This is a genomic window from Candidatus Magnetominusculus dajiuhuensis, assembly GCF_046044395.1.
GTDB lineage: Bacteria > Nitrospirota > Thermodesulfovibrionia > Thermodesulfovibrionales > Magnetobacteriaceae > Magnetominusculus > Magnetominusculus dajiuhuensis.
The window spans coordinates 50,144-69,910 of the sequence record NZ_JBJUSG010000003.1 but is presented as its reverse complement, the minus strand read 5'-3'; the positions used below and the strand labels follow the sequence as shown (position 1 = coordinate 69,910).

15 protein-coding genes are annotated in these 19,767 nt (G+C 45.3%); 5 read left to right on the top strand and 10 right to left on the bottom strand.

Annotation, left to right across the window (positions count from 1 at the left end):
- Nucleotides 1–173: 173 nt before the first annotated feature.
- The 6 genes from AB7D94_RS01025 to AB7D94_RS01000 are packed head-to-tail and all read right to left on the bottom strand — an operon-like array spanning nucleotide 174 to nucleotide 6,161.
- Nucleotides 174–1,265 (bottom strand): HlyD family secretion protein, encoded by a 1,092-nt coding sequence (locus AB7D94_RS01025; RefSeq protein WP_420263783.1) that lies wholly within the window; start codon nucleotides 1,263–1,265, stop codon nucleotides 174–176.
- Nucleotides 1,266–1,302: 37 nt separating this feature from the next.
- Nucleotides 1,303–2,673 (bottom strand): TolC family protein, encoded by a 1,371-nt coding sequence (locus tag AB7D94_RS01020; RefSeq protein WP_420263782.1) that lies wholly within the window; start codon nucleotides 2,671–2,673, stop codon nucleotides 1,303–1,305.
- A 60-nt stretch (nucleotides 2,674–2,733) separates the two neighbouring features.
- Complete coding sequence (locus AB7D94_RS01015) at nucleotides 2,734–3,165, bottom strand: very short patch repair endonuclease (RefSeq protein WP_420263781.1); 432 nt, start codon at nucleotides 3,163–3,165, stop codon at nucleotides 2,734–2,736.
- A gap of 9 nt (nucleotides 3,166–3,174) precedes the next feature.
- Entirely contained in the window at nucleotides 3,175–4,146 is a 972-nt protein-coding gene (locus AB7D94_RS01010; protein ID WP_420263780.1) for a hypothetical protein, read from the bottom strand.
- Complete coding sequence (locus tag AB7D94_RS01005) at nucleotides 4,143–5,216, bottom strand: hypothetical protein (RefSeq protein WP_420263779.1); 1,074 nt, start codon at nucleotides 5,214–5,216, stop codon at nucleotides 4,143–4,145. Before AB7D94_RS01005 ends, AB7D94_RS01010 begins: the two co-directional genes overlap by 4 nt.
- A gap of 6 nt (nucleotides 5,217–5,222) precedes the next feature.
- Nucleotides 5,223–6,161 carry a DNA cytosine methyltransferase gene (locus AB7D94_RS01000; protein WP_420263778.1) on the bottom strand — a complete coding sequence of 313 codons (939 nt, stop codon included), beginning with the start codon at nucleotides 6,159–6,161 and terminating at the stop codon, nucleotides 5,223–5,225.
- Between the two features lie 326 nt (nucleotides 6,162–6,487).
- Here AB7D94_RS01000 and AB7D94_RS00995 point away from each other — a divergent pair, with 326 nt between their 5' ends.
- Together AB7D94_RS00995 and AB7D94_RS00990 are read left to right on the top strand one after the other, a co-directional pair.
- Nucleotides 6,488–9,469: a PAS domain S-box protein gene (locus AB7D94_RS00995; protein WP_420263777.1), complete on the top strand. Its 2,982-nt coding sequence runs from the start codon at nucleotides 6,488–6,490 to the stop codon at nucleotides 9,467–9,469.
- A 17-nt stretch (nucleotides 9,470–9,486) separates the two neighbouring features.
- A complete protein-coding gene (locus AB7D94_RS00990; protein ID WP_420263776.1) occupies nucleotides 9,487–9,873 on the top strand; it encodes a response regulator in 387 nt (128 codons plus the stop codon).
- A 64-nt stretch (nucleotides 9,874–9,937) separates the two neighbouring features.
- On the opposite strand, the gene gltA is transcribed toward AB7D94_RS00990, so the two are convergent.
- From gltA to AB7D94_RS00975, 3 genes are read right to left on the bottom strand one after another with little or no spacing between them, the layout of a single operon-like run.
- On the bottom strand, nucleotides 9,938–11,344 hold the full coding sequence (gltA, locus tag AB7D94_RS00985; RefSeq protein ID WP_420263775.1) for an NADPH-dependent glutamate synthase: 1,407 nt from the start codon (nucleotides 11,342–11,344) through the stop codon (nucleotides 9,938–9,940).
- On the bottom strand, nucleotides 11,332–12,165 hold the full coding sequence (locus tag AB7D94_RS00980) for a sulfide/dihydroorotate dehydrogenase-like FAD/NAD-binding protein (RefSeq protein WP_420263774.1): 834 nt from the start codon (nucleotides 12,163–12,165) through the stop codon (nucleotides 11,332–11,334). The genes gltA and AB7D94_RS00980 overlap by 13 nt, the downstream gene beginning before the upstream one ends.
- A 27-nt stretch (nucleotides 12,166–12,192) precedes the next feature.
- Nucleotides 12,193–13,179 carry a sensor domain-containing diguanylate cyclase gene (locus tag AB7D94_RS00975; RefSeq protein ID WP_420263773.1) on the bottom strand — a complete coding sequence of 329 codons (987 nt, stop codon included), beginning with the start codon at nucleotides 13,177–13,179 and terminating at the stop codon, nucleotides 12,193–12,195.
- A gap of 308 nt (nucleotides 13,180–13,487) precedes the next feature.
- Between AB7D94_RS00975 and AB7D94_RS00970 the strand changes: the two genes are divergently transcribed.
- Entirely contained in the window at nucleotides 13,488–14,543 is a 1,056-nt protein-coding gene (locus tag AB7D94_RS00970) for a YeeE/YedE family protein (protein ID WP_420263772.1), read from the top strand.
- A 28-nt stretch (nucleotides 14,544–14,571) separates the two neighbouring features.
- A complete protein-coding gene (gene extKL, locus AB7D94_RS00965; RefSeq protein WP_420263771.1) occupies nucleotides 14,572–15,774 on the top strand; it encodes a multiheme c-type cytochrome (seleno)protein ExtKL in 1,203 nt (400 codons plus the stop codon).
- 8 nt (nucleotides 15,775–15,782) lie between these two features.
- On the opposite strand, the gene AB7D94_RS00960 is transcribed toward extKL, so the two are convergent.
- Nucleotides 15,783–18,077, bottom strand: coding sequence for an Lcl domain-containing protein (locus AB7D94_RS00960; protein ID WP_420263770.1), 2,295 nt, complete (start codon nucleotides 18,075–18,077; stop codon nucleotides 15,783–15,785).
- A 194-nt stretch (nucleotides 18,078–18,271) separates the two neighbouring features.
- On the opposite strand from AB7D94_RS00960, the gene glgA reads away from it, so the two are divergent.
- Complete coding sequence (gene glgA, locus AB7D94_RS00955; RefSeq protein WP_420263769.1) at nucleotides 18,272–19,765, top strand: glycogen synthase GlgA; 1,494 nt, start codon at nucleotides 18,272–18,274, stop codon at nucleotides 19,763–19,765.
- The last annotated feature ends 2 nt before the right edge of the window (nucleotides 19,766–19,767 follow it).

The following is a 19,767-nucleotide window of genomic DNA, read 5'->3' as shown; positions in this document are numbered from 1 at the left end:
CCATTATGACACCTGCTACTTCCCCTGTAAAGATGGGGTTTTCTTGACGCTTACAAAGAAAGAGCGGTCTGGAAATCATTGCAACTTCCAATGAAAACTCGTTTTATCTGTCAGAACAAACTTACCTTGTAAACGCCGACATCGCGAGGGCGATAAGCCCATCGTTCAGGCTATTAGTCTATGAATATGGTAGGCACAACTGACATCCCTACCCTCAATACGTTTACCTTTTCGGTGTCATTGTCGAGTAGGATTTTAACTGGCACGCGTTGAACGACCTTTACATAGTGGCCGCTGGCGTTTTCGGGGGGGAACAGGGAAAACACCGCCCCTGTGCCGGACATGATGCTGTCCACTTTTCCTTTAAAAATCTTTCCGGGATAGGCGTCAACTTTGATTTCCACACGCTGTCCTGGTCTAATCTTAGAGAGCTGCGTCTCTTTATAATTTGCCACAACCCAAATGTCGTCAAGGGCTATGACGGCCATAAGCGGCTGGCCTGCCTGTATGCGGTTGCCAACCTCTACGCTTTTTTTGTTTATATTGCCAGAGGCGGCCGAATATATCTTTGTATACCCCAGATTCAGTTTAGCCGCCTCCACGAGCGCCTCTTTTTGCTTTATTGACGACGCCTGCGATACCTTCATGGCCTCGGCCTGTCTTATGACAGACTGCTGGGTAACGACTGAAAGAGCCGCTTGCTTTAACTGCTCTCTGGCAGATTTTTTTGCCGCTGACAGGACGTTATAGTTCGTCTGGGTCTTTTCGTATTTCTCTTTCGATATGGCATCCTGTTTAAAGAGGTTTTCGGCACGTTTAATATCCATGCCCGCCTGTGTGAGGTTTGCCTCGGCAAGCTCGACGTTTGCCGAGGCGGCGGCTGTTCTGGCATGGTATTCGTTTAGCGCCCTTGCGGCTGCCTCAAGTCTTGAGCCGGCCTCGCTGAACTTTGATGTTTCGGCGCTTAGGGCGGCCTCCGCCTCTTTCAGCTTTACGGCAACATCTGAGGGGTCAAGTTCAGCAAGAAGCTCCCCCTCTTTAACAAGCTGGTTGTCCTTTACATAGACGGCCACTACCGTACCCGGCAGCTTTGACGACACGGTGTAAATCGAACCCTCGACAAAGGCGTCGTCTGTTGATATATGCACGGCCATGTACCGCAGATATGAGACCGCGATAAACGCCCCGATGGCGATGATGATGACAAAGGCCGTTATGGCAATCTTCTTTTTCTTTGATGAGCTACTGTTCAGAGTTTCTTCCATTTATTATTTCTCCGTAAATACATTAATATATTCTGTGTTACTTAAACTGTTCCTTTAGGTCTGAGCCGCTTGAGTAAAGCAGTCCGGCGTAGGCGCGCTTACGCTCATAGAGTGCGCTGTAGTAGTTTGTCTGAGTCTTGGTCAGGAGCGTGATTGCGTCAATAACGTCTATGGCGGTACCCTGTCCCTGTTCGTAACGCGTCCTGTTAATCCTTAAATTCTCCTCCGCCTGTGTAACAGAGTCTTTCATTACGAGGAGTTTTTCCACGGCGCTGTTGCCGATTAGGTAATATCGCTCTATTTCGAGTTTGATGTCGTCTATGAGTTTTTTTCTTTCTTGCATGAGTTTTTCTTTCTTATATCGCAGCTTTGACAATTCGGCCTTAGTGGCACCGCCGCTAAAGATATTTAACTTCGCGCCAAGCATAACAGACCAGTTGCCTTCGTAGACCTGGTAGTCGTTTTGCGTGTAGTTATACCCGCCCTGTGCGTAAAACGTCGGAAAGAACTCTGACATTTTCACCCTCTGCTGAAGTGTCAACGCCTGAAGTTCATGGTCAATAATACTTATCTCGGGCCTTTGTCTTTCAGCCATTTCCAAAAACTGCCCGACTTCGGCTATCGTCTTTTCCTCCTGTGCAGGCTCGGCTATTCGTAGCTCAGCCATCGGCGGCCTCATCAGTACATTGTTCAGCTTTGAGGCCGAGACCATGCGGAGATTCTTTACAGACAAGAGGCGCTGCCTCGCGTCTGAGAGCCTGACCTCTGCCTGAAGGAGGTCGTTTTTCATTATCACGCCTTCTTTAAAAAGCTCAAGTGCGACTTTAAGATGGACATCAAGCCTCTCGATTTCCATTTGGGATACCTCAATAAACTTATCGTACTCAAGGACTTCATAGCATCCCACAATGAACTCAAGTGAGGTGAGATTTCTGATTCGTTCATAGTCAACCTTAGTGGCCTCAAGGGCCTCCAAAGATGCCTTATAGCTTGAGGTATTAGCGCCGAAGTTGAAAAGTGTCTGTTTAAGGTTTACCCCGTAGGAAAAAGAATCCCTGTTGGCCATCGGCACCTGCATACTTCCAAAGATTGCCGTTGGCTTGTGGGAGAGAATGCCCTCTGACACCTCGGCATTTATAGACGGCAGGAGTATAGACATGGCGACATCTGATTCTTTTTGGGAGATATTTATGTTCTCACCGGCAATCTTCATGACACGGCTTTCAGTTGTGGCAATGGCAAGCCCTTCAGCGATAGTAAGCACCGCGCCTTGCGGTGAGGCCTGCCCGTCTGGAGTCTCTTCGGCGGCCACCCCCACGGCGGCAAACAAAGAAACCAATGCACAAATTGATACAACCGAGCGGCACAACTTCTGTCTGTGGAACGATATAGTAGATCCCTTCATCATGCAGATGTCCGCTTACATGATAACAAAATAATACAATTTTTTCAAGATGTTTTTATCGTATCATCGCACTTTAAGATAATTGGACGAGCTATCTAAAAAATTCTTAATCCTATTCTTTAACAAATCCTCGTTAGCCATCTGGCAATCCCAAATAACTAAAGTGTCCCATCCATTTAAAAAAAGTGTTTCATGGTATTTAATATCTCTTTTTATAGTTTTTTCTAATTTGGGTTTCCAATAACCAGTATTTGATTTTGGAATATGGCTATCCTTACAACCAACGTGCTGGTGCCAAAAACATCCGTTGACGAATATGGCTTTCTTCTTTGATAAAAATACTAAATCAGGAGTTCCTGGAATTGATTTAAGATGAAGCCTATACCTATATCCCATCGAATACACTAATTTTCTTATTTTTAATTCAGGAATAGTATCTTTAGATTTTATTTTTTGCATTAACTGCCTTCTTTTATGGGGAGGAAGATGGTCCATGTAGAAGAATCAAGCGTTGTTAGATATGAAATCGTTTACTATTTTATCGATGTATGGGAAAAATGCAGCATTTTGTAAATTGGAATTATTAAACAAAAGGCAAATACGAAACCTGTCCATTAGGATGCTTCTTACGTGGCGACGCTCAACCCATTTGTCGTCAGAATTCCTATAGCAAAACGGAATGAACATTATATTTGCAGGAAAATGGACAAAATCAAAACAGCTTCTCCACTTATCAGGGTGTGAATCATGTTGCTTTTCAACCCATTTGCTACTACTACAAGTGCATTGGACGAAACAGATCAATCCACCCGGAGCTCTATCCTTTTCAGCAGGCCTTCTCCACGCAACAATATCAAGTCCAAAATCTCCTGTATCATTTGGTTTTATTTCTAAAATATTTTTCTCTAAGGGTTGTTCACAAATTTTTATTGCTAAGTCAAGAATCGCGTCAGACAGCTTTGATGGAAAATCCTTACTTACGGATGATTTTCCAAAGTGTTCAACATTGAATCCCGGCAAGTATATTTTTAAAGCATCCAAGGACAGAAGTTCAAAATTATCTGTATAATTATAACGCTTCTTTTTATTAAGATTCCTTAAATTAGCACATAATAACAAAAAAATATAGAGTATATTACTCTCATCAAGGCTTTCATTTAACGAAAGTAGCTCATCTTTAAAGTCAAAAGGATAAACCTGCCCAAAATAATTTTTTCGTATCTTTGTATGTTCAAACCACTGCGTAGCATTGTTTCTTTCTCTATCTTTCATCTCACCTTCATAGAGATTAGCATCTGGGTGCTCCTTATTGCCTGTATATATCTCAGACTCATTTTCAGGATTTTTATATATATAGCCAATCACACTATCCAGAGATATTTCTTTATTAATTAAACACAAAAACTCTACATAATCGACCATGATGTATATTTCCCTGCCATCAGGAGGCATATAATTCAATAAGTGATCATTCATATAGTGAAATAATTTCTCAATTTTTCTGCCGCATTCATAATGTTATCAAGTTTACTAATATACATATCGCCAAGTTTCTTAACATTTTTTGAGTACCTATACGCTAAATCTATCTTATAATCAGCCTCTTCAATAGCGGTTTCAACCAAACGCTCAGGGCCATTTGTTAACCAATAAGCATCATCTAATGGAGTACCTTTTCTAAATTCAGCTAATGCATTATCATCCGCCACTACTTTTGCAAGTTTAGAGATATTCCTCGACTCTATAATTCTTGTTATATTATTTTCTTTCTTAAACATCCATTCTGTTAATTCTTTTAATCGTTCTTTATTAACAAAACCGTCAGCTATATTTAATAAATCAATACTTTCGTCCATTTCCAGAAATGATACAATATCTTCAAATCCTAATGCTGTTGTAATGAATGAAAAATGCAACTCATCTTCCAAGCCTCGTATGTCATAAAATCCTTCGTCTTGTATAATTTCATATATTTTCAATGCTCTTAATAGTTTTTCAACATAATTACTTTTGCTACCAATAATTCTAGCCAATTCCCTGCATTTATCAGTAGGAGTTCCTTTCCCTGATTTTTCATATAGTTGTTTAAGATATTTGGCTTTAGCCAAAGGATCCCATGCTTTTGTCCCTGTTATATGCCTATATCCTAAATAGTCAAGTATGTCACTTCTCTCATTATAAACAACTACAGGTAGTTCTTCAGGTTTATAAACTGCATCTCGAACAGCTTTTGATAGCGCATCCTTGAATATTGGCGACTGGGCAGGATCATGTAAAATCATAACTGCGGTTAATCTTCTGTTGCCTTCAACAACAGTATAACAATTTTCTTGTTCTTTTGCCTCTACGGCCAGTAGCGGTTCTCCTTGAAAAAAATCTTTCTCACCAATAGATTCAATAAGGTTGATAACATTGGCATCACGAACCATATATTCAATAATTTTCTCAATAGATGCCCCTTCAAGTTTTTTGGGCAGCCGTGGATTTTTTTCATTATCCAGTAGCAAGTTCTTGTAACTAATCATTTCAATATTCTTACATGCCATACTAAATCACATAATCCCTTTTAAGCTTTGTGCAATTGCTTTAAAAAGCGGCGGAGGCACTGCATTGCCGACAGCCTTGTACCTTTGCATAAGGCTGCCTTCTTCGGGAAACTTAAAATCTCTCGGAAAGCCTTGTAAAAGAGCCGCTTCCCGATATGAGAATCTTCTGGCCGGTCTATCGTCTGCAAATTGCCACCTGTCATGGCCATGCTTAACCAATGGAGGGCTTAATGGATGCAATGGCATATGGCGCGCGTTGCTTAGAATTGTTGCACTGGGCTTGTCCCACTCCCTTCTCCTGTTGCGCGACAAATAGTACCAGTGGAAACTAAGGTCATAAAATTCGCCTTCCGGCCATTCGGGCAAATCCTTCAACACGTCCTGCTGGTTTATGTGTGGAAGTTTGCCAGCACCGTGTGTTGGACTTGGAAACTCATAATTAACATCAATATCATTTCTCACACCGGCAATAAATATTCTCTTTCTTGTCTGGGCCACCCCATAATCATATGAATTTAAAATTGTCGGGCCTACAATTCTATATCCGGCTGTTTTAAAACAAGAAAGTTGATTGTCTAAGTTTTCCTTATAGTTTGACCGTAACATGCCAGAAACATTTTCAACTATAAACGCCTTTGGTTTTACTATTGTTAGCACCCTGTGGAATTCCATATAAAGGGAGTTAATTTCCCTCTTAATATCCCTCGCACCCCCCTGGCTATACCCTTGGCATGGATAGCAGCCTGACAGCAAATCCGCCTTTGGAAAAGTGTTCATCTCTCTTATATCGCCACATACCATCTCTATGTCCGGTATATTTTCTTTATAAACCATACAAGCATATTTTGATATGTCGTTAGCCATAAGTACCTCAAAACCCGCGGCAACAAGCCCCAAGTCTGAACCTCCACATCCACTAAATATTGAAATTGCCGCTGGTTTCATCTGCCCCATAGTTAACAAAATTATTTACGGCGTTACCTGCAGGCATAATAGCCCAAAATGCAGCAATCGGTCAAGTATTATTATTTTATCACTGCCCGAGACCCTCCAGATACTCAACGCCGCATTCCTCCCCGTTGACATCGCGTGAATTACCGTGGTGAATGGCCCCGGGCTTTTGGTTATGCCACATGTCTGCCTACCATGATAACAAAATAATACAATTTTTTCAACATGTTTTTGTTGACTGATGCTTGGGGACAAATATTATGGGGGAAATTAAAATGGGAATTATGCTAAAATAGGGTTGTAGGGAGGTGTGAGTATAAATGGCAAATGGAGGGGACACCAGCCTAAGGCAGGTAATAGGGGAAGGACAGTTAAGGGACATTCAGGACTCCTATTTGGAGTATTTAGAGTCGTCTGCCGCGATTTATGAGGTAAATGGAGACTATGCGGTAAGTATCTTCGCATCCGGGTGGTGTGATTTTCTTAATCGGGCGTCAAGGGGACTGTGCGGTGATGTCTCAGACGATGAGGCGATGAAATCCGGCAAGTGGATATGCCATGAGGACTGCTGGGCAACAAGCCTTAAGAGCATAACTGAAAAAAGGCCTTTTGAAAGGGAATGTTCCGGGGGGTGTGTTATATACGCCGCTCCAATTATTGCCGATGGCATAGTAATAGGGTCAAATAATGCCAGCGTTTCAAACCCGCCTACCGATGAGAAGAAAATCGAGGAAATAGCCGATAAGTTTAAGGTATCCATGGACAAATTACTTAAACTATCTAAGCAATACACGCCCAGACCGGAATATGTGTTGAACTCATCCAGAAAACACATACAAATAGCCGCAGACACGATTGCAAATATCTTTTTACGCAATCAGGAAAAAGAAGAACTAACAAGGCGCAAAGAACAAATAGATGAACTCTTAGGGAAACGAACCACAGAACTTCAGGCTGAAATAGACGAACATTTAAGACTAATCGGGCTTGTCACCGAAAATATCTCAGAGATCTTTTGGATTGCCGACGCTGAGGTTACGCAGATGTTATATATCAGCCCTGCTTATGAGACCATTTGGGGACGCACATGCGAGAGTCTCTATGTCAACCCTCGTTCCTTCATTGATGCGGTTCACCCTGAAGATAAAGGGCGTTTTATGGCCGATATGGAAGTTATGAAGGAAGGATTGCCATTTAGCCATGACTATCGGATTATTCGTCCCGACGGGTCTATCCGGTGGGTTTGGAGCAAGGGATTTCCCGACAAAAAGCGGGGGTTAGACGTCTATGTTGGCATCGTTTTGGATATCACCGAACGAAAACTCATGGAAGAGTCGCTGGCTTTAGAGAGAAATAAATTCAAGGCCATAGTAGATGCGATTGAGGATGCTATAAGCATTATGGATTTGGAATATAACGTTATTTATCAGGGTGAACAACTTAAATCTATATTTGGCGACAATGAGGGGAAGAAATGTTACCGTACTTTTGAAGGTAACGATAGTGTGTGCGAGAGATGTCCCGTTGAGATATCATTCAAAGACGGGAAGCCGCATACTTCGACAAGAAAAGTGTTAATGCCCGGCGGAGAAATCAGATTTTATAATAATACGGCACACCCCATAAGGGACATGGAAGGGACAATAGTTTCATGTTTAGAGGTTGTAAGGGATGTTACGGCCGAACACATGGCAGCCGAGGCGCTGAAGGAGTCGGAGGAGAAATATAGAAGCCTGTTGGACTACGCCGGAGACGCTGTCTTTATCGCCGACCTTGATGGAGTTATTATAGACGCAAACAAAAAGGCGGAGGAATTGCTGGGAATACCCAAAGACGAGCTTATTGGTATGTCTCACGAAGACACTGTACCAGAGGGAGAGTTAGAAAGGGCTAAAAAAACCTTTCAGGACGTGATAACAAAAGGTTTTGGGATGGTCTTAAACTTACAGATAAAAGGCAGAGACGGCTCTCTTATCCCCGTTGACGTAAATACCAGGGTAATAGAATACGGTGATAAGAAGGTCGTACTGGGGATACACAGGGATATCAGGGAGCGCATAGAACTGGAAAAACTTATCTTGGAGGAATACTCATTTCGAAAAGCAATAGAGAACTGTGTACCGGCTGGCATTGCCGCAGTGGATTTAGAAGGAAGGCAGCTATACGCCAACCCTGCATTTTGTAAAATGGTTGGTTACGAGGAGAAGGAACTGATCGGGTACTTGCCTCCCCATATCTTTTGGTCGCCAGAGGATATTAACAACATTGAGTCCGCTCTGAGGGCCACTATTGAGGGGAAAGCCCCGCCCGAGGGCTTTGAGGTTATTTTTAGAAGGAAAAATAACGAACGGGTCAATGTCAACATATTGATTTCCCACTTAGTCGACGCCGAAGGTGCAACAACTGGCATGGTGGCCTCGATGTACGACATCACTGCCCGAAAAATTATGGAAGACGAACTAAAAACAAAGACCAATATACTCAGCGAGCTGAATGCTAACCTTGAAGGACTGGTTAGGGACAAAGCGGAAGAGATAAGGCGCAAAGAACAGCTCCTCATACAACAGTCAAAGATGGCCGCCATGGGTGAGATGATAGCGGCAATAGCCCACCAATGGAGACAGCCTTTAAATGGTCTCAGCCTTATAGTTCAAGACTTTAAAGACGCGTATGAACATGGAGAACTCGACGCCGGTTATATCAACAATACCGTAAATACCGCAATGAATCAAATCGATTTTATGTCAACAACGATAGACTTATTCAAGAACTTTTTTCAACCGTCGAAAGAAAAGGAGACATTCGATTTACTCGGGATTTGCGCGGAAGTGTTTGCGTTGCTTTCATCTCAGTTAATAACCAACTCAATTGCCTACAGTATCTCGTGTCATGTACATAATAGGACATTTCTGAACTATTCCGAGGTAATGCCATGCGAAGCCACAGTAATTACGACATATAAAAACCAACTGGCGCATGTTTTACTAAATATAATAGGTAACGCAAAAGACGCTATTGTTCAAAGCAGAGAGAAGGGATTGTTAACGGCGGAGGGCATGATTGAGGTTGACTGCTATAAAGACAACCGAACCCTGAGATTAGAGATAAGCGACAACGGCGGCGGGATACCTGAAGATATAATTGATAAGATATTCGGGCAATATTTTACGACCAAGGCTGACAAAGGCACGGGGATAGGGCTTTATATGTCTAAAGTAATCGTAGAGGAGAGTTTGGGCGGTAAAATATACGCGAGGGTTAAAGACGGCGGCTCTGTCTTTACTATAGAGTTATATGTTTAGCCGGATTTTAAAATGAAATGATACAAAATAGAGAAGCACTAAAACGATTAAGTGTCCTGTTCATAGACGATGATGGGGCAATCAGGAATGTTATGAGTGCAACATTGAGGAGGCGCTTTGGCGAAATATACATGGCACAAAACGGCAGGGAGGGTTTGGAATTATACGTAAAATATGAACCCGACATAGTTATAACGGATAATGTGATGCCGGTGATGGACGGAGTTGCTCTGGTAAAAAAGGTTTTAGAGATAAACAAAGACCAGCCGATTATTATGACAAAATCCTTTGCCGACGATGAGCACTCGAAGGACTGCAAGGTATGCGCCACTATCATAAAGCCTATAGAAATAGAGAAATTGATAGAGGTGATATGTTACAGCATGGGAATTAACTGTAAATAGACACAGCATAAGGATTAAAGACGAAGGGGGGTAACCCCCCTTCACCCGTAAATCTCGCCACGTTTTATCTATTGGGTTTGGGCTGCCGCCCGTTGGCGGCTTCGGCGTTAGACTCCAAATACTCTAACATACCCTTTGCCGCGCGCCTTCCCGTTGACATTGCGTGAATTACTGTGGTGAATGTCCCCCCGCTTCTGGTTATGTCGCCACCGGCGAACACGCCCGGCATTGAGGTCATCAAACTCTCCCCGTTGGTCTCTATGTAGTGGGCCTTGTCTGTTGTTAGCTCAGGGGTTGTCCTTGCGATTATCGGGTTGGCCATCGTCCCTAGCGCGTAGATTACCGTATCTACATTTAATAAGATTTCGGAACTTCCGGTTTCGTCTTTCTGTACGCAGTTCATACCCTTGACCCAGCCCTCGTTGTCCGGTATTATCTCCTTCGCAGTGGTAAGGCAGATAAACTGTACGCCCTCCTCTATCGCGTGGCGAACTTCCTCTTTACGCGCGGGGCTTTCTTCTAATGTCCGCCTGTAGACGATATAGACATTATCAGGCCCCAGGCGCAGCGATGTTCGCGCGGAGTCTATCGCCGTGTTGCCACACCCTATTACCGCAACATTCTTTCCTATCCCCACAGGGGTGGCGTACCGTGGGAAGTCAAACCCGCGCATCAGGTTTACCCTCGTCAAAAACTCGTTGGCAGACATTACGCCGTTTAGTGAATCCCCCTTTATGCCGAGATTCCTTGGATAACCGGCACCGGTTCCTATAAAAACCACATCGAATGACAACCTGCTCATCAGGTCTTCAATTGTGTGTATCTTGCCGATTACCCTGTTTGTCTCTATTGTAACGCCAAGCCTTGTAAGGTTCTCTATCTCCCTGAAGACCCTTTCCTTGGGCAGCCTGAACTGTGGTATCCCATAAGTCAGCACACCACCGGGCAGGTGCAGGGCCTCAAATACTACGACTGTTACCCCTGCCTTCGCCAGGTCATATGCACAGGCCAGGCCGGCAGGGCCTGAGCCAATTATCGCCGCCCTCTTGCTGGTTGGCCCAATCAGATCAATGGGCCGCGTCTCCTGCCAGTTGTGTTGCTGCGCCATGTCTCCCACAAATCGCTCCAGAAGGCCAATGGCTACGGGCTGTTGTTTTTTCCCCAGTATGCACCCTGCCTCACACTGCCTCTCCTGCGGGCATACCCTTCCACAAATCGAGGGAAATAGGTTGGCCTCTGTAATTGTCTTATACGCGCCTTTATAATCCTTTTTCGATACAAAGTTAATGAATCCCTTTATGTTTATCCTGACCGGGCAACCAACGCTGCATAACGGCTCTTTGCACTGCAGACATCTGCCGGACTCGGTGAGGGCCTCTGCCTCTGTGTATCCGCAGACGACCTCCATGAAATTCGTGCGCCGCGTGTCGGGGGGCAGATGGGCTGAGTGTTGTCTTGCTATTTTGGACATTTCTTCTTTTCGTGTAAGGCTAATGACTGTTTTTCATATTTTACGAACCGCTTCTGGCGAATCAGCAACTCGTCAAAATTCACAAGATGCCCGTCCATGTCAGGGCCGTCTATGCAGGCGAATTTCACCTCGTCACCAAGGCTTACCCTGCAACTGCCGCACATCCCCGTGCCGTCAACCATTATGGGATTCACCGAGACAATCGTGCGCACTCCAAATGGGCGTGTTACCTCGGCACAGGCCCTCATCATGACAAGCGGGCCAATCGCTATGACGCGGTTGATTTGCCTCTCCATAAGGAGGTCTTTTAATGGCTGCGTTACTAATGCCTTTTCGCCGTATGAGCCGTCGTCAGTTACGATGATTGACTCATCTGAATAGTCGCGAAAACGACTTTCCCAAAAAACAAGGGATTTTGACCTGAAACCGATTATTGAGATTGTATAGCAGCCCTTTAGTTTTAACGCGCGGAGTATGGGATATACGGGCGCAACCCCCAGCCCACCGCCCACTAAAACCACCGTACCGAAATTCTCAATCTCTGACGGCTCGCCAAGCGGCCCTGCTACGGCTGATACATGGTCCCCCGCCTTATACTCCATCATCTGCATCGTGCCCTTGCCTGCCGCCTGAATTACAATCGTTATCGTGCCTTTGACAGCGTCGAAATCCGCAATTGTCAGTGGAATGCGCTCAGAGGTCTCATCGCAATGGACGATGACAAACTGCCCGGGCCTGGCCGCCCACGCAATCTCAGGGGCATTAATCTCCCACAGGAATGTCGAGGGTGAAAAGTTCTCAACCCTTGTTATTTCAAACATAGCTGATCAAGTTGAGAAAATCGTTTATTATTCGTCGCATCTTGAGATTTTCCCTCCCTTCAACTTTGATTTATACAGGGCACGCTGGGTGTTGCTAAGCAAATCTTCCAATGAGTCATCCTGATGCAGGGATGCGATACCCATAGAAAGTGACGTGCATAAATTATTCGGGGTGAATCTCTTATGGATGAGATTATCAAGGAAACGGTTGAGTACCAGTTCAGCATCGTTCAGTGTTGTGTTCGGCATGTATATGATGAACTCGTCTGTGCCGTAATGCCCCAGCATATCTATTCCTCTGACAAAGGCACGCAGCTCATCGGCCAGCTCTTTGAATAACTCATGAGCGGTATCCAGACCATAGACACCCATTACACGTTTAAAATTGTCCATGTCCATTATGGCAACAGTCATCGGGATGTTCATTCTTCTATTCTTATCGAACTCTTCTTTTAACTTTTGGTAAAAGAAGTGATAATATAGCAGGCCTGTTTGCGGGTCAACACTGCGCATTTCCTTTACAAAACCAAGCAACTTTTCTTTTCGTATTGCCTCAGAACACAATTTAACTATTGAGATCAGGAATTTCCTGAGCTGCTCCGTAATTACAACTTTATTGGAAAAATATAGGGCCAGAAATCCAAGCACCCGGCCTTCAACCGATACCCTCAATACTATCGCCATCTCATAGTCGTGCTCTATCATGAGGTCTTTATAATCGTCTTCATTTTCCCCCTTGAGTACTACGGCGAGCTCATCGTTATAAAATATCCGTCCTATTACGCCGGTACCAATTCCTCGCTTGTAAGAGCGGGTAAATTGCTCCGACACGTTATACCTGTTTTTAATCTCAAGGTAGTCGTCGTGTGAATTCTTCTCGACAAGCACCGCAGAAACTATATCCAGCGAATTCTTTAACTCATAGATTATTTCATGAATCGTATGTGCCGCATTCTCCTGAGCGCTTAATTTGTCAATGGCAAAACACAAGTCATTAAGCATTTTATCTTTCATAGCCTACCTCTCTTTCCACATAAACGCGTTTAATTAATTTATGAGATCCACCATTTTGCCCTGGCTCTGAAATTAACCGAATCCCACGCCATACCGTAGTAACTCACAACCTCACTATTGTATCAAAATAGTATTGCCTTTGGCAAACCACCACCATAAATAATTATGATTACCCCATGCGGTAATTCATCCACGAACCTGCCCCCCCTTTTCAAAGCATCAGGGTTGTTGCTATAATGTATCACAGTGTGTATCTTATAAGCACGGGCGTTGGTGGCATTGGCGTTTGGGGGCAGTGGTGAGATACGATGATTAAGATGGTAATATCCGGGCTGGTTGTAGGGGCCTTGTTGGGGTGGGTATTGCAGCGGGGCAGGGTTTGTATGAACTCGGCCTTCAGGGACATGATTTTAGTGAAAAACACTGAGATATTCAGGGCATATCTTGCCGCGCTTTTAATAATGATAATCGGGGCGAATATACTTGAGGATACCGGTGTTATTAAGGTACTTTACAGGCAGGGGTTTATGCCTGTGGCCAATGTTATGGGCGGTTATCTGTTTGGCATCGGGATAGTGATGGCAAGCGGGTGTGCCAGCGGTATATGGTTTAAGATTGGCGAGGGGATAGTGCCGGCATGGGTTAGCGTGCTTGGATTTTTTGTCGGTATTTTAACCACGTCAGAGGGGATGCTTCTCAGGCTTTACCAATCGCTGTCCAATTACCAGATTTGGCTTACCGGAGACGGCCTGAAACTCCTGACCGCCAGGCAAGTTGATGAGTCATGGGCAACCCATGCCGACATCTACCCGCTGACGCTCTATAACCTGTTCGGCGTCAATAAGTGGATAGTTATTGCGGTGCTTGGGGCGGTATTTCTGTTTGTTATCCTCAGAGGAGATTTTAAGAAGTCTCGCAGAGGATACTCATGGTATGTTGCCGGGCCGGTATTGGGCATTATCGGGATAGCCGCATGGTGGGCGTCGGATTACTATGGGGGTAAGGCGCGTGGGATGTCTTTTACTGGCCCGACAGTGGAACTGTTTAGGTGGGTTATGCAGGGGGATGACCCTACGTGGAGTGTTTTTCTTATATTCGGGGTGGTGTTCGGTTCATATTTAAGCAGCAAACAAATTGGGGAGTGTAAGCTGAAATCATGCGGGGCAAATGAGACGTTAGACGCCTTTTTGGGCGGTCTTCTCATGGGATTTGGCGCCGTTGTGGGCGGAGGATGTAACATTGGCCACGGCCTGACAGGGGCGTCCACGCTGGCGGTGTCGAGTTTCGTTACGATGATCTTTATAATACTTGGGAACTGGTCTATGGTCTATATCAAGTTTATCCGGCCTATGGATATACAATAACAAATAATCATAAAATGAGGTTACGGTTATGAACAGATACCTGATGTTGGCATTAATGTTAAATTTATTATTGATGGTAGCGCCCGGCTCCGCCGTCGGCCTGGCAGATAAGATAGACAAGGAGCAGGACATCCAAAACTCGTCGGAGGCGTGTGCCTCTTGCCACGGCGAAGTCTCTATGCAATGGAAGATGTCGGTACACTCCTCATCGCTGCTTCATTCGATAGACGGCATATATTCATATATAGTTGACGGCATAGAGAGAGACCCTGTGAGAAAGGGACTGCCCCTGAGGACGGAGCTTATGAAATGCCTGACCTGCCACGCCCCTGTTATGGAGTATGCCTCCGAGAAATTTGTAAGGGAGGTGGTGGATGCCATTAAGCTAGCGGGCGGCAAGTCTGCAAACCCTGAAGGCAAGAAAAAGGCAAAAGATTTACTATCCCACTTAAACGTATCCTGCTATACATGCCACAACATGAAGGCCGTGCCGCCACCCAATACGCCCGAAAAGCAGACCGTTTACGGCCCCGGCAATGTCAGCAAAGGAAATACGACATATCACAACGTTAAAAAGACAACGTATCTTGATAATGCCATATTCTGTATGCAGTGCCATGGGGTTTACACCGCCCCTGACAGTGAAAGGATTATTTGCAGCACCATTGCCCAAAGCTACAGGGACCAGTACGTTGCCGCAGGTGGGCAGACGAACTGTCAGGAGTGCCACATGAGAAAAAACAATCGGGGACACACATTTCCCGGTGCCTATGTGCCGGACATGCTCAAAGAGGGAATGCTCCTTGAGTTAAATGCAAGGGCGTTTAAGAGTCAATCATACGGCGAAAAGAAGTGGATACCGGCGGCGGCCATAACGGTGGATATAACCAATAAGGCCGGCCACAGAGTACCTGACGGCTGCATGTGGACATCACGAGTGCTCCTTACAGTGACGGCCACAGACGAAAATGACAAGGTTATCTGGTCGGCAAAAAAGGAGTTCTTTGAGCCAGGACTCGACATAGAGGGCAACAGGCGTTATGACACATGGGAAATAAAGGACATCCTTGACTATTCCCTTCAGCCCAGAATGACTACGACCGAAAAATATTACGCCGTCTTTCCAGAGCATGAAAAACTCGTAAAGATTGAGGCCAAGCTCGCATATATTCACAAGGACGGCCTGGAGTTTCCAGTCCATTCAGAAAGAAAAGTACTCAAATATAATTAAGCATCTGGTTACTGTATCTGCCAGTCAGAGGAAACCGATGACGCCACAACGTTGGAACTTTTTATAGAAGTCCCGTTCATAAGCCATGTGACAACAGCACCCGTTGTTGAGTTTTGCCATAGTATATCGCTCATACCATCGCCGTCGTAATCCCCCACCTTCTTTATCTGCCAGTCGGAGGAAACCGATGACGCCACGACATTGGAACTTTTTATAGAAGTCCCATTCATAAGCCAGATGACAACCGCACCTGTGGTTGAGTTTTGCCATAGTATATCGCTCATACCATCGCCATTGAAGTCGCCAACGCCCTTTATCTGCCAACTGGAGTCCATTGATGACATGACAACGCCAGTGCTTTTAATCGTAGTCCCGTTCATAAGCCAGATGACGACAGCGCCTGTTGTCGAATTCTGCCATAGAACGTCGCTCATGCCGTCGCCATTGAAATCCCCGACACCCTTTATCTGCCAGGCGGAGTCCATTGATGAGATAACAACGCCCGCGTTTTTAATCGTAATATTGTCCATAAACCAAGCGGCTACAGCACCCGTTGTCGAATTCTGCCATAAAATATCACTCTTGCCATCGCCGTCAAAATCCCCCGTTCCTTTAATTTGCCAAGTGGAGTCCACAGATGTGCTGATAGTGCCGCTGGTATTATCATATGGCCAGATAATGCTAACCGCGCCGGTTGATTTATTGACCGTTACCGCGCCCCACACTCCATTACCGCGAAAGTTTCCGCTTCCCGATACATATGAATTCGGGTCAACAGGTATGTTGCTATAAGCGGTGTTCGTAACAATACCGCCGGACATCAACCATGTGAAAAAGTTTTTCACGCCTTGGGAAAGATTCCATGCCTGCCATAAAAGATCGCTTTTCCCATCGCCGTTATAGTCCTCAACGGGATGGATTTGGTCTTTGGTAGTATCCTTGAAATATGCCCTTACGGTTACGTTGTCGCTTGAATTTATTGTACAAGTTTGATCAACGCCGGAACAGCCGCCGCCATCCCACCCCTGAAAGACTGTAGAGGTGGATGCTGCAGTCTCGTCCAATGTTGTTGTAAATGGCGCAGTATATGAGACTGTGCAACTGGAGTTACTATAAGTACTACAGTAGATTTTTCCATCGGTGCTTGTTACAACCCCTAAGCCCGTGCCCATCATAATAACTGTTAAATAAACCTTATTGCCAGTATTGCCGGTTGTGGTTCGTACCGGCCACACGTAGTATGGGCTGGTATATTTATAGTTCTCATAATAATTGCCAGTGCTCATGAGTACGCCAAGCGCGTTCCATGATTCATGGGCTGAGGTGGAAGACCAATAATAGCCCGAGGCGCCCAACTGCACGTTGGTAAACGGATGTCCTGATGGTAGAGCAGGATTGGACTGTGAATAATCCACAAGGCTTCTAAGCTCACGTATGTTTGGCAGACGCCAGTCATTATGGCTGTAGAGATTGTTTGAATTAATAGTCTTTATGTAATTGAGAGCATCCTGCCATGAGCCGCCTCCATTTATGTTTGCATTAGTAGTCCACATCAGGCCGGTAAGCTGATCAGTTACCGTACCGTCGTAGTTATTGGTAAATCTTGGAACTGGCCATGCGGTTCCAGTCTGTTTTACCCCATCATCGCCTGTATAGTAGGTGTTTGTTTGGCCGGTTGCCCAAACGGTGGACGTACCCGAATTCACACCGCTTCGCACTAACATAGCGGAAAGAGTAGTCTGGTCCTTATTTTCTCTTGTAACTCGCCATTCATCAATATAAACTTGCCATGCGGATGACGAATTGTCTGCGGCAGTAGTGGACGACCAGAATGCGTCACTGCCATAAAAATTAAAACCTGCATTTTGAAGCCATGTGGCATTATTTGCCTGACCATAATTTAGCAAACTTTCCAACTCGTTAATATTCGGCAGCCGCCAGTCTTTATGTCCAAGGTAGCCGACAGTATTCGCACAGACAATATAATTCAACACAGGCTTCCAGTTATCATAATAACTACCACCGGAACACCTGTTAATTGTAGAACTAGCTTTATAAATATCTTGAACCCAAATCAAGCCGGTTAATAAGTCGGTTGTAGTCCCGTCGCCGTTGTTCGTAAATCTTGGACTTGGCCAGGCATATCCAGAAAGTGTATCACCATCCTGCCCTGTGCCAGTACAAGCGGCATTATCAGTGCAGCTTGTCTGCCCGGTCTTAGGAACGCTGACTGGCCACGCCCATGCAGGAAATGCCGTAACGAAATATAATAATACCGCTAATAGATAGATTTTTAATTTCATGCTGATGCCCCCCATGTTTACTGGTGATTTATATGACTTCAATAAGTATAACAGTAAATATTTAACTAATTCAATAATAATTTCCACCATCGCGGCATCGCGTCTGCCCGTTATACTAAGATTGCGCCGGTATAAATATTTGTAGAAATCTTTCACAATGACACTGCCCAATAAATGTTATAATAATATCAGCAATGGCTGAGTCACGATTGAAGATTTTAATAGTGGCCTCCGAGGCCGTCCCTTTCGTGAAGGAAGGCGGGCTTGCCGATGTTGCGGGGGCGTTGCCAGCGGCGCTGTCAGAGATAGGGCACGATGTCAGGCTCGTCCTGCCGCTCTACTATCAGATAGACCCCAGAAGATACAAATTAAAGGCACGTAAAAAGAGGCTTTCAGTCCCTATGGGGGTAATCGGCACAGTGGAGGCCTCTGTGATGGAAGGCAAATTGCCCGGCACACAGACTACTGTCTATTTTATTGAAAACGAATATTTCTTTGGCCGCCCGGGTGGGCTTTATTCAACTGCTGACGGCGACGGCTACATGGACAACGACAACCGTTTTACATTTTTTTCGCGGGCTGCGATAGAACTTTGCAGGTCACTGAGGTTCAGGCCAGACTGCGTCCACGTAAACGACTGGCACACCGCGGCTATACCAGTTTTCCTGAACACCGCCTACAAAGACGACCCCGTTTTCAGCAGTACCGCCACATTGTTGACCATTCACAACATGCTGCATCAGGGGGAGTTCTACGAGGGCCTCATGGACGTCCTCGGGGTCGGGTGGGAGCATTTTAATTACCTCGAACTTGAAAGGGATGGCAAGACCAATCTGCTCAAAGGCGGTATATATCATTCAACCCTCATAAACACAGTCAGCGAATCATATGCCGTGGAAATCCAGACACCTAAGTTTGGCGCTGACCTTGACGGCGTCCTCAGAGACAGGGCGGCAGATTTATATGGCGTCCTAAACGGAGTTGACTACGAAAATTGGAATCCCGAAACCGATTCACACATATCAGCCAACTACTCAATAGATAATCTCGCGGGCAAGGCGCTCTGTAAAGCCGATTTACAGAAGGTTTTCGGACTGCCACAGAGGCCGGACGTCCCTGTCATAGGGCTTGTAACGCGTCTGGTCAAGCAAAAAGGCATAGACATCCTTGCCGAGGCGATATACGGGATTTTAGAGCTGGATGTTCAGGTTGTGCTTCTGGGGACGGGCGAGGTGTGGGCGCACTTCTTCTTTGGCGATATACCCAACCTACATAAAGATAAGTTTGGCTGTTACATCGGTTATAGCAACACGCTTGCGCATAAGATTGAGGCGGGGTCGGACTTTTTCCTTATGCCCTCGCGCTTTGAGCCATGCGGGTTGAATCAGATGTACAGTATGCGCTATGGCACGCTACCCATTGTCAGGGCAATCGGGGGTCTTAACGATACCGTAGAAAACCTCAGCGAGTTGGATAATACCGGCACGGGATTTAAATTCTATGACCTGACCGCCGACGCCCTCATAAACACGGTTAAGTGGGCGGTCTATACATACTACAACCGCAAAGACCTGATGGAGTGCCTTATCCAAAGGGCGATGAGCAAGCGTTTTACGTGGGCTGCCGCCGCAAGGCAATACGAAGGACTTTATCGCAGGGCCATCGAAAAAAAGAACCACGAGGGATAGGG

What these genes read in the sequence shown, in the direction of transcription:
- extKL (WP_420263771.1), top strand. Translation starts at nt 14,572, where the DNA reads ATGAACAGATACCTGATGTTGGCATTAATGTTAAATTTATTATTGATG.
- AB7D94_RS00970 (WP_420263772.1), top strand. Translation starts at nt 13,488, where the DNA reads ATGATTAAGATGGTAATATCCGGGCTGGTTGTAGGGGCCTTGTTGGGG.
- AB7D94_RS01020 (WP_420263782.1), bottom strand. Translation starts at nt 2,673, where the DNA reads ATGATGAAGGGATCTACTATATCGTTCCACAGACAGAAGTTGTGCCGC.
- AB7D94_RS01000 (WP_420263778.1), bottom strand. Translation starts at nt 6,161, where the DNA reads ATGAAACCAGCGGCAATTTCAATATTTAGTGGATGTGGAGGTTCAGAC.
- AB7D94_RS01025 (WP_420263783.1), bottom strand. Translation starts at nt 1,265, where the DNA reads ATGGAAGAAACTCTGAACAGTAGCTCATCAAAGAAAAAGAAGATTGCC.
- AB7D94_RS00990 (WP_420263776.1), top strand. Translation starts at nt 9,487, where the DNA reads ATGATACAAAATAGAGAAGCACTAAAACGATTAAGTGTCCTGTTCATA.
- glgA (WP_420263769.1), top strand. Translation starts at nt 18,272, where the DNA reads ATGGCTGAGTCACGATTGAAGATTTTAATAGTGGCCTCCGAGGCCGTC.
- AB7D94_RS01010 (WP_420263780.1), bottom strand. Translation starts at nt 4,146, where the DNA reads ATGAATGATCACTTATTGAATTATATGCCTCCTGATGGCAGGGAAATA.
- AB7D94_RS00980 (WP_420263774.1), bottom strand. Translation starts at nt 12,165, where the DNA reads ATGTTTGAAATAACAAGGGTTGAGAACTTTTCACCCTCGACATTCCTG.
- AB7D94_RS00975 (WP_420263773.1), bottom strand. Translation starts at nt 13,179, where the DNA reads ATGAAAGATAAAATGCTTAATGACTTGTGTTTTGCCATTGACAAATTA.
- AB7D94_RS01005 (WP_420263779.1), bottom strand. Translation starts at nt 5,216, where the DNA reads ATGGCATGTAAGAATATTGAAATGATTAGTTACAAGAACTTGCTACTG.
- AB7D94_RS01015 (WP_420263781.1), bottom strand. Translation starts at nt 3,165, where the DNA reads ATGGACCATCTTCCTCCCCATAAAAGAAGGCAGTTAATGCAAAAAATA.
- gltA (WP_420263775.1), bottom strand. Translation starts at nt 11,344, where the DNA reads ATGTCCAAAATAGCAAGACAACACTCAGCCCATCTGCCCCCCGACACG.
- AB7D94_RS00995 (WP_420263777.1), top strand. Translation starts at nt 6,488, where the DNA reads ATGGCAAATGGAGGGGACACCAGCCTAAGGCAGGTAATAGGGGAAGGA.
- AB7D94_RS00960 (WP_420263770.1), bottom strand. Translation starts at nt 18,077, where the DNA reads ATGAAATTAAAAATCTATCTATTAGCGGTATTATTATATTTCGTTACG.